General features: G+C 68.0%; 13 protein-coding genes. 1 reads left to right on the top strand and 12 read right to left on the bottom strand.

What is annotated here, in order from left to right; genetic code table 11:
- Positions 1 to 4 precede the first annotated feature (4 nt).
- The 12 genes from AC1DH3_RS06115 to AC1DH3_RS06170 all read right to left on the bottom strand — a co-directional run bounded on the left by AC1DH3_RS06115 (position 5) and on the right by AC1DH3_RS06170 (position 13,843).
- Entirely contained in the window at positions 5 to 2,032 is a 2,028-nt protein-coding gene (locus tag AC1DH3_RS06115; protein ID WP_441417788.1) for a helix-turn-helix transcriptional regulator, read from the bottom strand.
- A 217-nt stretch (positions 2,033 to 2,249) separates the two neighbouring features.
- Entirely contained in the window at positions 2,250 to 2,645 is a 396-nt protein-coding gene (locus tag AC1DH3_RS06120) for an FKBP-type peptidyl-prolyl cis-trans isomerase (protein ID WP_441417789.1), read from the bottom strand.
- A gap of 39 nt (positions 2,646 to 2,684) precedes the next feature.
- The gene (locus tag AC1DH3_RS06125; RefSeq protein ID WP_476908819.1) at positions 2,685 to 3,620 is read right to left on the bottom strand and encodes an FKBP-type peptidyl-prolyl cis-trans isomerase; all 936 of its coding nucleotides are present in this window, start codon (positions 3,618 to 3,620) and stop codon (positions 2,685 to 2,687) included.
- A 112-nt stretch (positions 3,621 to 3,732) separates the two neighbouring features.
- Entirely contained in the window at positions 3,733 to 5,097 is a 1,365-nt protein-coding gene (gene pafA / locus AC1DH3_RS06130) for a Pup--protein ligase (protein WP_441417791.1), read from the bottom strand.
- A 1-nt stretch (position 5,098) separates the two neighbouring features.
- Positions 5,099 to 5,806, bottom strand: a complete 708-nt coding sequence (gene prcA / locus AC1DH3_RS06135; protein ID WP_175323655.1) for a proteasome subunit alpha — start codon at positions 5,804 to 5,806, stop codon at positions 5,099 to 5,101.
- A 1-nt stretch (position 5,807) separates the two neighbouring features.
- A complete protein-coding gene (gene prcB / locus AC1DH3_RS06140; protein WP_441417792.1) occupies positions 5,808 to 6,635 on the bottom strand; it encodes a proteasome subunit beta in 828 nt (275 codons plus the stop codon).
- Between the two features lie 110 nt (positions 6,636 to 6,745).
- Positions 6,746 to 6,946, bottom strand: a complete 201-nt coding sequence (locus tag AC1DH3_RS06145; protein ID WP_146337557.1) for a ubiquitin-like protein Pup — start codon at positions 6,944 to 6,946, stop codon at positions 6,746 to 6,748.
- Positions 6,947 to 7,057: 111 nt separating this feature from the next.
- On the bottom strand, positions 7,058 to 8,668 hold the full coding sequence (gene dop, locus AC1DH3_RS06150; protein WP_476908852.1) for a depupylase/deamidase Dop: 1,611 nt from the start codon (positions 8,666 to 8,668) through the stop codon (positions 7,058 to 7,060).
- Between the two features lie 47 nt (positions 8,669 to 8,715).
- Entirely contained in the window at positions 8,716 to 10,530 is a 1,815-nt protein-coding gene (arc, locus tag AC1DH3_RS06155; RefSeq protein WP_441417886.1) for a proteasome ATPase, read from the bottom strand.
- Positions 10,531 to 10,611: 81 nt separating this feature from the next.
- Positions 10,612 to 11,751 carry a tRNA (adenine-N1)-methyltransferase gene (locus AC1DH3_RS06160; protein ID WP_441417793.1) on the bottom strand — a complete coding sequence of 380 codons (1,140 nt, stop codon included), beginning with the start codon at positions 11,749 to 11,751 and terminating at the stop codon, positions 10,612 to 10,614.
- A 99-nt stretch (positions 11,752 to 11,850) separates the two neighbouring features.
- Positions 11,851 to 13,071 (bottom strand): site-2 protease family protein, encoded by a 1,221-nt coding sequence (locus AC1DH3_RS06165; protein WP_476892522.1) that lies wholly within the window; start codon positions 13,069 to 13,071, stop codon positions 11,851 to 11,853.
- On the bottom strand, positions 13,064 to 13,843 hold the full coding sequence (locus AC1DH3_RS06170; protein ID WP_476892523.1) for an HAD family hydrolase: 780 nt from the start codon (positions 13,841 to 13,843) through the stop codon (positions 13,064 to 13,066). Before AC1DH3_RS06170 ends, AC1DH3_RS06165 begins: the two co-directional genes overlap by 8 nt.
- A 121-nt stretch (positions 13,844 to 13,964) precedes the next feature.
- Between AC1DH3_RS06170 and AC1DH3_RS06175 the strand changes: the two genes are divergently transcribed.
- The gene (locus AC1DH3_RS06175) at positions 13,965 to 14,870 is read left to right on the top strand and encodes a PAC2 family protein (RefSeq protein WP_175323659.1); all 906 of its coding nucleotides are present in this window, start codon (positions 13,965 to 13,967) and stop codon (positions 14,868 to 14,870) included.
- Positions 14,871 to 14,922: the final 52 nt, after the last annotated feature.

Here is a 14,922-nt window from a genome sequence, read left to right on the forward strand (position 1 = left end):
CTGATCAGTCTAGCTGGCGTGCGGGGTGGTCCTCGTATCGGGCGAGGGCGGCGTCGAGCCATTCCCGGGCGGCCGCGGCCAGCGCAGGAGGCTGCAGGATGCGGACGGCGCCGCCGTGCTGGGCCACGAACATCGGCAGCCAGCCGGCACTGCCGAAGCGGATTTCGGCCAGGACGTGGCCGTCCGCAAGCGCGGCGGTCCGTTCGGCGTAGTAGTCATCCGCGAGCCCGGCGCCCTGCCTGGTCAGCTCGACCACCACCACGGCGTCATCGTCGTTGGGCGTGAACAGCTTGACCGGGAACCCGCCTGCCGGGTTGGCGGCCGAGGACACCGGGCGTCCGTTGGGTTCCAGGCTTTGGATCCGGTCCAGCCGGAAGTTCCGCAGGCCCTGCGCGGAATGGCAGTACGCCTCGAGGTACCAGGTGCTGTCCATTGAGTAGAGCCGCTGCGGGTCGATGTCGCGTTCGGTGACGGCATCGCGTTGCGGGGAGAGATAGCTCAGCCGCAACTGCGCGCCGGTGCGGATGGCGTTGCGTGCCGTTTCGAGGGTGCCGGAATCCTCCGGCGCCACCTCGGGACCGGACACGGCCGCCGCCTTCAGCCCCTCCTCGCCGGCCGCGGCCATGAGCTTGAGCGTCACGGACTCCAGGGTGCCGCCCTCGGCGAGTCCGGGCAGGCCGTTGAGCGCTTCGAGGCCGGTGAGCAGCGCGCAGGCCTCGTCCACGGTGAAACGCACCGGCCGCTTAAGGTCGAGGTCCTCGATGATGTAGACGTGGTCGTCGTCCCACTGGATGTCCAACAGATCGTCCGGGTAGCCCTCGGGCAGGCCGGAGCAGATCAGGATCCGCAGGTCGTCCTCGAGTTCCTTGCGGGTGATGCCGAACCGGTCGGCAACTTCGCTGATGTGCAGGCCCTGGTTGTGTACCAGGAACGGGACCAGCTGGAGCATCCGCTTGAGCTGGTCCTCGGACGTGCGTTTCCGGCTCCGTTTGGCCGGAGCCAAACGCGGGAATTCGATCGGCGGGACCGGCGCCGCAGCGAAGGCTGCGGCTGCCGCCAGTCGCCGGCGCACGGCGGTGTGCAGCTCGGGCGGCGCGACGACGACGGCCTTCGGGCCGTAGGAGGCGAGTTCCTCGGCGAGCGTCTCAATGTCCCGGTATGGCACCTTGAGGCGGTCGAAACCGGGGCGAGGCGCTGCCGCGACGGCATCGGTGATGTCACCCTCGGTGCCGGCGGCGGGTCCGGCATGCTTGCGAAGCCCCAGCAGCGCGCCGTCGGCGACGTCGACGAGGGCGTGCCGCACGGGCAGTTCGGGCAGCGCGGCAAGTTGTTGGCGGACGTTGAAGGACGACGGCGGGGTGAAGGACTCCTGGTCCAGCACGGTGACGGCGGAGGTGAACCGCGACAGCCGGTAGAACCGTTTGTCCCCGCGGGCGCGGTCGTGGCCAACGAGGTACCACTGCCCGAAGCGGCTGCCGAGGCCCCAGGGCTCGACGGTGCGGGTCTCCTCCTGTCCGGTGCTGCCGGCCAGATAGTTGAAGCTCACGGGGTGCTGGGTGTGGACGGCGGCGACGAGGTCCTCGAACGCCTGCCCGGCAGGGCGGATGCGGGGCTGGACCCCCGGGGGAAGTTCGGCGTCCGGCAGGCCGCCGGCGGCCTGCAGTTTGCGCACGGCGTCGCGCGCGGCGGAGCCCAGGGCAGCCTGTTCCCAAAGCTGCGCGGCGAGGATCAGCACGGTGCACTCTGCGGGGGTCAGGCTGACGTCCGGCAGCCGGTTGGATTCCTTGCCGATCCGGTACCGCGTGGTCGCCGGGTCATCGGAGCCCCAGCCCTTGTCCGTCACGGTCTCGACGTCGAAGCCGAACTGGCGCAGCTCGCCTTTGTCCCGTTCGAACATCCGGCCGAAGGCCGCCTCGGAGCTGGTGGTGTCGTGATAGACCTTCTCGCGCAGCTCGCTGCGGCGTAGCCCGTATTGGGTGTTGAGCAGGGCGATGAGCAGGTTCAGGAGGCGTTCAGTACGTGAGGCGGACACTCCGCAAGGGTACTAAAGTGTCCGCCCCGAAAACGGCGAAAGCGCGGCAACAACCGGAAGAACTTTCCGATTGTTACCGCGCTTTCGCGGTGGCCGGTGGGTGGGCCCACGCCGGCGAGGGCCCCGGCCCGAGCTTGCGAGGGCAGGGACCCGGTGGGTGGGCCCACGCCGGCGAGGGCCCCGGCCCGAGCTTGCGAGGGCAGGGAGCCGGTGGGGATTAGCGGACGGCGACGAGGTCGACGACGAAGATCAGGGCCTCGTTGGGGCCGATCGCTCCGCCGGCGCCGCGGGCGCCGTAAGCCATTTCGGAGGGGATTTCGAGCCGGCGGCGGCCGCCGACCTTCATGCCCAGCAGGCCCTGGTCCCAGCCCTGGATGACCTGGCCGACGCCGACCCGGAAGTCCAGGGGTGCGCCCCGGCCCCAGGAGGCGTCGAACTCTTCGCCGGTGGACCAGGCCACGCCGACGTAGTGGGTGGAGACGGTGTCGCCGGCTTTGGCCTCGGCACCGTCACCCTCGATCAGGTCGGTGATGACGAGCTCGGTGGGTACGTCGCCCTCCGGGAAGTCAATTTCCGGCTTCTGGCGGTCGATGTTGCGCTGTCCAAATGACATGGTTGCTCCTTCTTGGGTGGCTTGCTTAAGCGGGGTTGTTTACTTGACGCCGAGGATGTCAACGACGAAGACGAGGTCGCCCTTGGCGTCGCCCTGGCCCTTGTCGCCGTAGGCGAGGGCCTTCGGGATGACCAGGAGGACGCGGGAGCCGACGGTCTTGCCGGCGAGGCCCTGCGTCCAGCCCTTGATGACGCCATTGAGCGGGAACGTGGCCTTCTTACCGCTGGTGAAGCTGGAGTCGAAGACCTTGCCCGAGGCCAGCGCCACGCCAACGTAGTTGACGGTGACGGTGTCGGATTCCTTGACCGCCTGGCCCTTGCCCTTGATCAGGTCCTGGGAAATGAGGGCCTTGGGAGCGGCCACGCCCTTGACCGAGATCTCCGGAACGCCCTTGTCGTTTTCCTTCACGGTGGGCAGGCCGGCCGGCGGGGTCACGGCGTCGCCCTCGGGCTTGTCCAGGACCTTGGGAGCGTCCTTCGCGGCGAGGATCTTGATGACCAGCAGCTGCGACGGCTGGGCCGCGCCGCCTTCGGCGCTGGCTGCCTTGCCCGGCACGGCCAGGGCCAGATGGGAGCCGACCTTGGCGCCGACGAAGGCGTTGTAGATGACCGCGCTGCCGGCCTTGAGTTCATCGTTCAGCTCGAGCTTCTCGGGGTCCTTCGGGAAGGTGTCCTCAAGGGTGGAGCCGTCCTTGCCGTTGAAGGCGACGATGGAAATGTCCGCGACCTGGTTGGCCTTGACGCGTTCGCCGTCGCCGTCCTTGACCACCTTGATGGTCGGGTCCTTGACCTCAAGCGGCTTGGTGAACTCGACGCCGGGGGCCTTCTTGTCGCCGTTCTCGGTCAGTTTCAGGGAGTCCAGCTTCGCGGTCTCGCCGGCGGACTGGCTGGTGGGCTCCGGGGCGGCAGGCTGGCCGCCACCACAAGCGGTGAGCAGCAGCAGTCCGGGGAGGAGAATTGCTAATAGTCGGCGCACGTAAGAACTTTCGTCGGGGCAGGATGGACGCTTCGCCGGACGGTTGCCAGCGGCAAAGCATGCGGTGGCCGTGAAACGGCACCTTCCCCAGAATAACGCGGAAAGCTGGGTATCAGCCCATAGAGTCCAGCAGGGCGTCCACCCGGTCGTCCACGCTGCGGAAGGGATCCTTGCACAAAATGGTCTGGTGGGCGCGGTCGTTCAGCTTCAAATGGACCCAGTCCACCGTGTAGTCACGGCCCAGTTCCTGCGCCCGGCGGACGAAGTCGCCGCGCAGTTTGGCCCGGGTGGTCTGCGGCGGCGCGTCGACGGCATCCTTCACTGCGGTGTCGTCGACGACCCGCCGTGCCGCGCCGCGGGCCTGGAGCAGGTAGAAGAGACCGCGGCTGCGTGAAATGTCGTGGTAGGTGAGGTCCAGTTGGGCGATCCGCGGCGCGTCGAGTTCCAGGCCGTGCCGCTCGCGGTAGTTGTCCATCAGCTTCTTCTTGATGGCCCAGTCAACTTCGGTGTCGATCGTGCTCGTGTTTCCGCTTTCGATCGCGTCAAGGGTCCGTTCCCACAGGTCCAGGATGAGCGGGACGTGCGGGTTGTGGGCGCCGCGGTCCGCCACGAATTCGGTCACTTTGTTCAGGTACTCGCGCTGGATCTCAAGGGCCGTGAGCTGCCGGCCGTTAGCGAGGCGTACCACCGCGCGGCCGCTGAGGTCGTGGGAGATCTCCCGGATGCTGCGGATCGGGTTTTCCATCCGCATGTCGCGCATGATCACGCCGGCCTCGATCATCCGCAGGATCAGGTCCACGGTGCCGACTTTGAGCAGGGCCGTGGTCTCGGACATGTTCGAGTCCCCGACGATCACATGTAGCCGCCGGTAGAACTCGGCGTCGGCGTGCGGCTCGTCGCGGGTGTTGATGATCGGCCGGGACCGGGTCGTGGCGGAGGAGACCCCCTCCCAGATGTGGTCCGCGCGCTGGGAGAAGGCGTAGGTGGCGCCGTGCGGGGTCTTCAGGATCTTTCCCGCGCCGGCGATCAACTGGCGGGTCACGAGGAACGGGATCAGGATTTCCGCCAGCCGGGAAAACTCCCCGCGGCGGGGAATCAGGTAATTCTCGTGGCTGCCGTAGGAGTTGCCCGCCGAGTCGGTGTTGTTCTTGAACAGGTACACGGTGCCGTTGAACCCTTCGGCCGCAAGGCGCTCCTGCGCCTCGTCCACGAGGTCGTCCAGGATCAGCTCGCCCGCCCGGTCATGGGCGATGAGCTGGGCCAGGTCGTCGCACTCGGCGGTCGCGTACTCAGGGTGCGAACCGACGTCGAGGTAGAGCCGTGAGCCGTTGGTGAGGAACACATTGGAGGACCTCCCCCAGCTGACCACCTTTCGGAAGAGGTACCGGGCCACTTCCTCCGGCGCGAGCGGGCGGGACTCCGGGCTCGAATAGGAAATTCCGAATTCGGTTTCGATACCGAAGATGCGCTTGTCCATTTCAGTTCTCCTCAGCCAGCAGTGCCACGACGTCGGCGTCGTCGAGGCGGCGGAAGGCGCGGCGGGTGCCGCGGCTGCTCTCGGAGCCGCGGTCCAGCACGGCCACCTCCACGGCCGACGCCGGCAGTGCGTCGGTTTCCTTGTCCGCTACCAGTCCGGCCAGGGCCAGCCGGATGGCGCCGGCGAAGTCGAGTTCGCTGCGCCAGCCGGCCGCAACGGCTTCGGACACCTTGTCGGCCTGGCCGCCCATCACGATGAATCCCTGTTCGTCGGCGATGGACCCGTCGAAGGTCAGCCGGTAGAGGTGGTCCAGGTCCTGGCTGTCCCCGACCTCCGTCACGGCCAGTTCCACTTCAAAGGGCTTCTGCTCGGCGGTGAAGACGGCGCCGAGGCTTTGCGCATAGACGCTCGCCAGGCCCCGGGCCGTGACGTCCTCGCGGTCGTAGGAGTAGCCGCGGACGTCCGCGTAGCGCACCCCGGCCTGGCGCAGGCTTTCGAACTCGTTGTACTTGCCGACGGCGGCGAAGGCGATCTTGTCGTAGATTTCGCCGATCTTGTGCAGCGACGGCGAGGGGTTTTCCGCGACCAGGGCGATCCCGTCCCGGCAACTGATGACCACCACAGAACGTCCCCGCGCGATGCCTTTCCGGGCGAAGTCCGCCCGGTCCTTCATCAGCTGCTCGGGCGAGACATAGAACTGCTGGGTCATCTCAGGCCTCCCGCTGGGCTACGGCCCGTGACTCGATGATGGCGCCGGCCACCGCCGCAAGTTCGCGCTCCGGGACGCGCACTGCACCGGAGCGGCTGACGGTGTAGACCACGGGCCAGAGTTGCCGGACGGGGTCCGGACCGCCCGTGGCGGAGTCGTCGTCGGCCGCGTCGTACAGGGCTTCGACGGCCACCTGGACGGCGTCGGCTTCGGAGAGGTTGGGCCGCCAGAGCTTCTTCAGCGCGCCGCGGGCGAACATGGAGCCCGAACCGACGGTGTGGTGCTCCTGCTCCTCGTAGCGGCCGCCGGTGACGTCGTAGGAGAACAGGCGGCCGACGCCGGCGGGCCGGTCGAAGCCGGCAAACAGCGGGACCACGGCGAGGCCCTGCATCGCCATGGGAAGGTTTCCGCGGATCATGGCACCGAGCCGGTTGGCCTTGCCGTCCAGGCTCAGCTGCGTTCCTTCGATTTTTTCGTAATGTTCCAGCTCCACTTGGAACAGCCGGGTGATATCGAGCGCGATGCCGGCAGTCCCGGCGATGCCGAGCACAGAATACTGGTCCGCGGGGAACACCTTCTCGATGTGCCGGCTGGCGATCACGTTGCCCATCGTCGCGCGGCGGTCACCGGCCATCAGCACTCCCCCGGCGTAGGTCAGGGCCACGATCGTGGTTGCGTGCGGGGTCTGGAGCGGCGCGGTTGCAGGTCCAGCTGGTAATCCGTGTTGGAGGGCGTTGTAGGGCAGCAGTTCGGGCCGTGAACGCTGCAGGTGCTCCGTGAATGAGGACGTCGCGTTCGCTGCTACCTGGTTGGCTGATGTTTCCTGCACTGGTGCACTCCCTCAACGTAGTGGATCAACGACTTCCGGCCCTCAGCCCTGTGTCTCCTCAGTTCCGGTTCTCCTCCAGTAGTGTCCGCGACCAGCCGGCGGCCGGAGGGCTACTGGCCGCCCTTCTGGACGAAGGCCCTGACGAACTCCTCGGCGTTTGACTCCAGCACGCCGTCGATCTCATCGAGCAGATCGTCCACGCCCTGGGTCGCGGCAGAGGCCTGGGCCTCGGGTGCCGCGGGAGGTGCGGGGATGTCCTCCTCGACCTCAGTGTCGCGGGACTGCGGCTGCTGCTGCTCCTGGCCTGCCATCGTTTTCTCCTTCTGATCCCACTGTTTAATCCCACCGGCTGCCCCATCCTGCACAGGACATCCTGTAAGCAATCTTGCCACGCCCTGGTCCCCTGCGGGGGGTCTTTGGGCCTACGAACCCGGGGGCAACCCGAGCAACTCCGCAAGGAACGGCGCGGCCTCGCGGTGCCGGGCGAAGAGTCCTCCGGTCAGGGCCTCCGTGCCGCGCAGCGGTTCGCGGGTGGGGACCCGCTGCAGCTTGCCGCGCCCCGGCAGGTCGAAGATCACCGAGTCCCAGCTGGCGCCAACCAGGTCGGTGCCGAAGCGGCTGACGCAGCGGCCGCGGAAGAAAGCCCGGGTGTCCGACGGCGGCTCCGTCACCGCACGGGCGATCGCTTCGTCGTCGACGATCCGCTGCATCCGGTCGCGGGCCAGCAGCCGGTGGTAGAGCCCCTTCTCGGGGCGGATGTCCGCCCACTGCAGGTCCACGAGCCCCAGCCGGGCGTCCGACCATTCCAGCCCGTCGCGCTGGCGGTAGCCCTCCAGCAGCGAGAGCTTGGCCAGCCATTCGACTGTCGACGCGGCGGCGGCCCGGTCGCTGTCCAGCGCGGTAAGGGTCGCGGACCAGCGCTCGAGCACGGCGTGGGTGTGGCCGTCGCCGTCGACGGCGTCCGCCACACCGGTATCCTGGGCGAGCTTGGCGGCAGCCTCGAAGTACATCCACTGCAGGTCCAAGGCAGTGACGCGGCGTCCGTCGAGCAGGCGCAGGGTCGCGGTCAGGGAGGTGTCGTGGCTGACGGCCTGCAGGGCCGCCACCGGTTCGTGGACCTCGATGCGGGGCGCCAGGCCGGCCTCGATGAGGCTCAGGACCATGGCGGTGCTGCCGAACTTCAGGAAGTTGGCTCCCTGGCTGAGGTTCGCATCGCCGATGATGACGTGCAGCCGGCGGTATTTGTCCGCGGTCGCGTGCGGTTCATCCCGGGTGTTGATGATGGGTCGCCGGATGGTGGTTTCGAGGCCGACCTCGGTCTCGAAAAAGTCCGCCCGCTGGCTGATTTGGTAGCCGGGCCGGGAGCTGTCCTGGCCCAGGCCGACGCGGCCGGCGCCGCACATGATCTGCCGGGTGACAAAGAACGGTGTCAGCCCCCGGGCTATTTCGCCGAACGGGACCGAGCGGGGCATCAGGTAGTTTTCGTGCGAGCCGTACGATACGGATTTGTTGTCCGTGTTGTTCTTGTACAGGTTGATCGGCGGCAGTTCCGGGTCCGCGGCCAGCCGGCGGACCGCGGCCAGAGCCACGAGGTCCCCGGCGGCGTCCCAGGTGACGGCATCGCGCGGGTTGGTGACTTCCGGACTCGAGTATTCCGGGTGGGCGTGGTCCACGTAGAGCCGCGCGCCGTTGCCCAGCACCATGTTCATGAGCAGCGAACCGGACTCGTCCTCGCCGTCGTGGTCCAGCTCCGCGCGGCCGTAGGCAAGCGCGATCGCCTCCGCGTCCAGGGCCGGTGGCCGGTCGGTGAGTTGTTCCGGTTCCGCCTCGCTGCGCTCCAGGGTCCAGCCCCGGGCGTCGTGCAGCGGCTCCTCGTCGGTGTAGTCCCAGCGGGTTTCGGCGCCGCCGGCTGCGCGTTGCCGGGTCACCTGGGCGTAGGCCTGGATGACCCGGGCGGACATCATGGTGGCGTTGGCCCCCGGGGCGGAGGGCGCGTGGATCCCGTATTCGGTCTCGGAGCCCATCACCCGCATGGCGCCGCCGGCGGGCAGCCCCCCTGAAACCGCTGAAGGTCCGGCGGTCACAGGTACTGGCCCGTGCTCGGCATCGTCTCGATGGATTTGCCGGGTTCCTGGCCGGCCTTGCCTTGGACGATGGTGCGGATGTATGTGATGCGTTCGCCCTTCTTGCCGGAAATCCTGGCCCAGTCGTCCGGGTTGGTGGTGTTGGGCATGTCCTCATGCTCGCGGAACTCATCAATGACGGCGCGGAGCAGGTGGTCGATGCGCAGGCCCTTCTGCCCGGAGGTGAGCAGGTCCTTGATCGCGGACTTCTTGGCGCGGTCCACGACGTTCTGCACCACGGCGCCGGAGTTGAAGTCCTTGAAGTACAGCATTTCGGTGTCCCCGTTGGCGTAGGTCACCTCGAGGTACTCGTTGGACTTCTCGGTGGAGTACATGGCCTCTACCGTGCGCTGGATCATGGCATCCACCGTCGCCTGCACGTCGCCGTTGTGCTCGGCGAGGTCCTGCTCGTGGAAGGGCAGGTCCGTGGTGATGTATTTGTTGAAGATGTCCGCGGCGGCCTCGGCATCGGGACGCTGGATCTTGACCTTCACGTCCAGCCTGCCCGGGCGCAGGATCGCCGGATCGATCATGTCCTCGCGGTTGGAGGCGCCGATCACGATCACGTTGTCCAGCCGCTCCACGCCGTCGATCTCGCTGAGCAGCTGCGGCACGATGGTCGTCTCGACGTCCGAGGAGATGCCGGTGCCACGGGTGCGGAACAGCGAATCCATCTCGTCGAAGAACACCACCACGGGGCTGCCCTCGGAGGCCTTCTCGCGGGCCCGGGCGAAGATCAGCCGGATGTGCCGTTCGGTCTCACCGACGTACTTGTCCAGCAGCTCCGGTCCTTTGATGTTCAGGAAGTAGCTCTTCATGTCCGTCTTGCCGGCGCGTTCGGCGGCCCGGGCGGCCAGCGAGTTGGCCACGGCCTTGGCGATGAGGGTCTTGCCGCAGCCCGGCGGCCCGTAGAGCAGGATGCCCTTGGGTGCCTTGAGCCCGTGCTCCCGGTACAGGTCCGGGTGCAGGAACGGCAGTTCGACGGCGTCGCGGATCTGTTCGATCTGCGGGCCCAGTCCGCCGATGTCCTGGTAGGTGATGTCCGGGACTTCTTCGAGGACGAGGTTTTCCACCTCGGAACGGGGAATCTTCTCCAGGGCGTAGCCGGTGCGGCTGTCGATCGAGAGGGCGTCGCCGACCCGGAGCTTCTGCGCAAGCAGGGCGCCGGAGAGCCGGATGACCCGTTCCTCGTCCGCGCGGCCCACAACGAGGGCGCGGTCCGATCCCAGCAGTTCCTTGAGCGTGACCAGGTCTCCGGCCCGCTCGTAGCCAAGCCCGGCCACCACCAGCAGCGCCTCGTTGAGCAGGACTTCCTGCCCGACGGCGAGTTGGTTGATGTTCACAAGCGGGCTGATGCCCACCCGCATCTTGCGGCCGGCGTTGAAGATGTCCACGGACTCCTCCGTGTCGGCCTGCCCGCTGCTGCCGGGTTCGGGGCGTCGCTTCGGGTTTAGCTGCAGGACGGTGCCGAAGCTGTAGGGCGGCTGGCCCTCCTGGTCCAGGGCGTTCTTCAACCGCAGGATCTCGGCCTTGGCCGTTTCCAGCATGCCCACGAGCTTGGAGTTGTTCTGCGTGGCGGCCGCGAGCTGGCGGTCGATGTGGCGGAGCTTGTCCCGCAGGATATTGACCTGGCGTTCGGCAACCGATAGCTCATTGGCTGCATACCGGTCGACGTCGGATGCCCCCGCCGGTTCAGTCCCTCCGGCAGCGGCAGCCGCCTGGGCCTCGTCCTCCGCCGGCGTCCGGCCGTGGTCGTTGTTGGGAGTCTCCATCATGCATCAGCCCCTTCCGTACTTCTATTAAGACCATAGCCCCAACTCGGCGGGTGCTGCTGAAGACTTCCGAAATACGGACTAGTTCGTAACCTCGGGGGTGTCCTTGACGTTGGTGCCGGCGATCGCGTCGCGGGCGGCCCGGCGCAGCTTCTTGTCCGAGACCGCGCGTTCCCCGACTGCCCCGGGGGTCCAGGCGTTGACGTCCTCGGCGTCGAACTCGGTCTTGGACGGCCGGCGCTTCACGGAGATGCCGGTGACGCCGTCGGCCAGCCGGCGGGTGACCAGAAGGAAGCCGGTGTGGGCTACCATCCGGTGGTCCGGGCGCACGGCGAGGCCCTCGAGGTGCCAGCCGCGGACCATGGATTCCCAGGCATCCGGCTCGGTGAAGCGGCCGTCGGCGCGGATGGCCTCGGCGGTCCGTGACAGCTGCGTAACAGTCGCGACATAGTTGATCCACACGCCGCCGGGAGCCAGCACGGTGGCCACGGCGTCGAGGCATTCCCAGGGCGCCAGCATATCCAGGACCACCCGGTCCACGGATCCCGGCGCCTCGGTCCGCACAACTTCCTCCTGGAAGTCGCCCAGGGTGATCTGCCACGCCGGGTGCGGCCCGCCGAAGATCGTTTCGACGTTGCCGCGGGCGATGTCGGCGAATTCCGCACGGCGTTCGAAGGAGTGCAGGTAGCCGTTGTCCCCCACCGCGCGCAGCAGCGAGATGGACAGTGCGCCGGAGCCGACGCCGGCCTCAACCACGCGTGCGCCCGGGAAAATGTCGGCCATGGTGACGATCTGGCCGGCGTCCTTGGGATACACCACGGCCGCGCCGCGCGGCATCGAGAGCACGAAGTCCGAGAGCAGCGGGCGTAAGGTCTGGTACTGCTGGCCGACGTTGTTCACCACGACCGAGCCGTCCGGCTTGCCGATGATCTCGTCGTGGTTGAGGAAGCCGCGGTGCGTGTGGAAGGCCCCGCCGGCCTCGAGGCTGATGGTGTTCATCCGGCCGCGTTCGTCCGTGAGCTGCACCCGCTCGCCCTCGCGGAACGGACCGCGGCGCCGGTTGGCGCCGACCGGCGCAGTGCCGGGCGCAGTGCCGGGCGCAGTGCCGGGTGCTGTTTCGGTGGCTGTTACATTGGCAGTTTCGGCGGCTGGCGCCGAAATGCTGTCGGCGGCTGTGCTGTCCCCGCTGGGGGTGGCGTTGGCGGCAGTGTCGCTGCTCATGAGATGTTCCTCGCTCCTGTAAAGCTGCGGTGGCCGCGGATGAGCGGCGGGCACCGGCCCGTGTTCGTGGGCCGGAGAATTCACGACCGGCAGGTAACTCTACCGGGTCTGGTCCTGATTCCGGCCTTCGCCCCCGGTCTGTGAGCCGGGGGTGCCGCTCGGCTGCTTCCCGGTCAGGGCGTTGAGCACGGTCAGCTGGCGCAACAGTCCGGTGACGGTGCCGGCGTCGTTGACCACCGCATAGTCCGAACCTTCGATCTGGGCAAGGTATGCCAGCAGTTCGGCGCCCCGGTCGGTTTCCTTGACGTAGGCACCCGCGGCGAGCGGGTAGGCGACGGCGGTTGCCGGGGTCGTGGCGGCCAGCGCGGGCGGAACGGCCGCGGCGGCGGTTTCGTCGACGACGGCCGATGGCCGCGCGTCCTGGCCGAAGAGCACGACGGCGGGGACACCCTGCGGCGAGTGCCGCAGCACGTCCAGGACGGTGGCGGTGTCGGGCAGCCCGAGCGCCGGCTCGGCGAGGGCCGCGGCGTCCACCAGGTGCAGCCGGCTCCGGTACCGGGCTTGCTGGATGGAGGCGGTGGCACCCATCCAGAGGAAGCTGCCAACCAGCAGGGTGATGAGCATGAGGGAGGTATCCGGGCGGTTGCCGCTTAGGAGCGGGAGTGCAACAAACCAGACTGCCAGTGCGATCACGATGATGCGGCCGGCCCAGCCGGCCGCAATGGTCCCCTTCTCGTGGCTGCCGGTGACCTTCCAGACCGCCGATTCCACCAGCCGGCCCCCGTCCAGCGGCAGGCCGGGCAGCACATTGAAGATGCCGATCAGCAGGTTGGCCCAGACAAAGATGTTCGCCAGGGTGTCCGCGACGCCGTCCAGCTGCCCGCCGGAGAGCAACAGCCAGCCGCCGGCGGCGAGCACCAGGTTCGCGGCTGGTCCGGCCAGGGCGACCAGCACGGATCTGCCCGGCGAGGCGGTGAACTCTTCGAACTGGGTGTGGCCGCCCCAGAGGTTGAGGACGATCTTGCGGGTGGGCCAGTGGTAGAGCCGGGCGGTGAGCGCGTGGGCCAGTTCGTGGACGAGCACCGAGATCAGCAGCAGCACTGAGTAGGCGAACGCCACGAGATAGGCGGTGATGCCGAGGCGGGGGTCGTTGTGCTCGAGCACGGGTCCGTAGGCGATCACGGTGAAAGCGGCGATGGCGAACCAAGAGTAGGCAAGCACCAAGGGAATGCCGGCGATCCGGCCCAGCGGGATTCCGCCACGGAGCGAAAAGGGGCGGTCCCCGGTCTCCGGCGGCTTCTGCGGCGACGGCTCAGTCAAGGCGACGGCCTCCGCTTGCCGCGCTTTCCAGCCCGGAGTTCTCCAGTTCGCCGGCGGACAGCCGCAGACCGGCTCCGGTAAATTCGTGCCGGAGGCCGAGCAGCTCCTCCAGGTCGGCGACCGTGCGTCCGGCCAGGGTGTCCCAGGTCGCGCGCCGCGGATCGTGCGGGAGCGGGACGATGTGCGGAATCGCCACCGTGACGACGCCGGAAGCCACGGCCGCCGCGACCCCCGGCCCCGAGTCTTCAAGGGCCACGCAGTGACGGTGGTCCAGCTCGGGGTCGCGCTGCTGCAGGAGTTCCACGGCTTTCAGGTACGCCTCGGGATGCGGCTTGCCCTGCGTGACGGTGTCCCCGGTGACCAGGAACTCGAAATAGGGTTTGGGCAGGCTGGCCACGATTTCGCGGGCCAGGGGCGCCTCGGACATGGTCACGAGGGCGCAGCGGACGCCCGCCGTGTGCAGTTCCTCCAGCAGTTCGCGTGCGCCGGGGCGCCACGGCACGGACTCCCGGACCAGGCTGACGACATGCCCGGTGAGGGTGTCGATGATTTCGCGCACTTCCAGCGCCACGCCGGCTTCCTGCAGGATGCCGGCCGAATAGACCAGCGACTGGCCTACGAGCTGCATGGCCTTCTCGTGCGACCACTGTCCGCCGTGGGCGGCTACCAGGGCGTGTTCGGCTTCAATCCAGTACCGTTCGGTGTCCACGATCGTGCCGTCCATGTCCCATAAAGCGGCTTTGAGCAGGGGCTGGGAGGCTGGGGATCGCATGCCCTCCAGTCTACGGTGCAGGCCGTGTGGGGCGCCCAAGGCTACGCCGATGGCGAATTTCAGGGCACCCGGGGCGTTTTCCTCCATGCGCGCGCCTGCGACTTGGACGTAGGGTGAACACATGAATAGCTTCGAGCCAGACACCACGGAAACGGGCGTCACGCCCGAGCCGGAGCGGCTGCTGCAGCCCGTGCCCGAGGGCCAGCGTGTCACCGTGATGCTTGCAGCCTTCGAAGGCTGGAACGATGCCGGTGAAGCGGCGAGCGATGCGCTGCGCTACCTCAACAAGCTCTGGGGCGGCAAGAAGGTGGGCTCGATTGATGCCGACGAGTATTACGACTTCCAGTTCACCCGCCCCACCATCCGGCGCACGGCGTCCGGCGAACGGAAGATCAAGTGGCCTGCCACCCGGATCTTTAAAGCCAGCGTCCCGGACTCCAACGTGGACGTCATCTTTGTCCAGGGCACCGAGCCGTCTTACAAATGGCGCGCTTACACGGCAGAGCTGTTGGTGCACGCCGAGGCGCTGAAGGTGGACTACGTCATCCTGGTCGGGGCGCTGCTCGCGGACGTGCCGCACAGCCGCCCCATCCCGGTTAGCGCCTCGACCGACGACGCGGCACTGCGGGAACGGATGGACCTGGAGGCATCCCAGTACGAGGGTCCGGTAGGGATCGTCGGGGTGCTCGCCGAGGTGGCCCTGCTGGCCGGGCTTCCCACCGTCTCGCTCTGGGCGGCCGTGCCACACTACGTGGCGCAGGCGCCCTCACCGAAGGCCCAGCTGGCGCTGCTGCACCGGATCGAGGAACTGCTGCAGGTCCCGCTCGACACGCAGGAGCTGGTGGAGGACTCGGACGCGTGGGAACGCGGCGTGGACGAACTCGCAACAGAGGATCCGGAGATCGCCGCCTACGTCCGCCAGCTGGAGGAGGCGAAAGACACCGCAGACCTACCCGAGGCCAGCGGCGAGTCCATCGCGCGGGAATTCGAGCGCTACCTCAAGCGCCGCGGCAAGGACAAGCCCTAGACCTCGGGGCCGACGCGCTTGCTTCCCGGCGCGACGCAAAAGCGCTGGCGAC

It is taken from the genome of Arthrobacter sp. 05L428, from assembly GCF_056397665.1.

Excerpts from the sequence above, each read along its gene's own strand:
- AC1DH3_RS06120 (WP_441417789.1), bottom strand. The coding sequence starts at position 2,645 with ATGTCATTTGGACAGCGCAACATCGACCGCCAGAAGCCGGAAATTGAC.
- pafA (WP_441417791.1), bottom strand. The coding sequence starts at position 5,097 with ATGGACAAGCGCATCTTCGGTATCGAAACCGAATTCGGAATTTCCTAT.
- prcA (WP_175323655.1), bottom strand. The coding sequence starts at position 5,806 with ATGACCCAGCAGTTCTATGTCTCGCCCGAGCAGCTGATGAAGGACCGG.
- AC1DH3_RS06145 (WP_146337557.1), bottom strand. The coding sequence starts at position 6,946 with ATGGCAGGCCAGGAGCAGCAGCAGCCGCAGTCCCGCGACACTGAGGTC.
- dop (WP_476908852.1), bottom strand. The coding sequence starts at position 8,668 with ATGCGGGTGATGGGCTCCGAGACCGAATACGGGATCCACGCGCCCTCC.
- arc (WP_441417886.1), bottom strand. The coding sequence starts at position 10,530 with ATGGAGACTCCCAACAACGACCACGGCCGGACGCCGGCGGAGGACGAG.
- AC1DH3_RS06160 (WP_441417793.1), bottom strand. The coding sequence starts at position 11,751 with ATGAGCAGCGACACTGCCGCCAACGCCACCCCCAGCGGGGACAGCACA.
- AC1DH3_RS06170 (WP_476892523.1), bottom strand. The coding sequence starts at position 13,843 with ATGCGATCCCCAGCCTCCCAGCCCCTGCTCAAAGCCGCTTTATGGGAC.
- AC1DH3_RS06175 (WP_175323659.1), top strand. The coding sequence starts at position 13,965 with ATGAATAGCTTCGAGCCAGACACCACGGAAACGGGCGTCACGCCCGAG.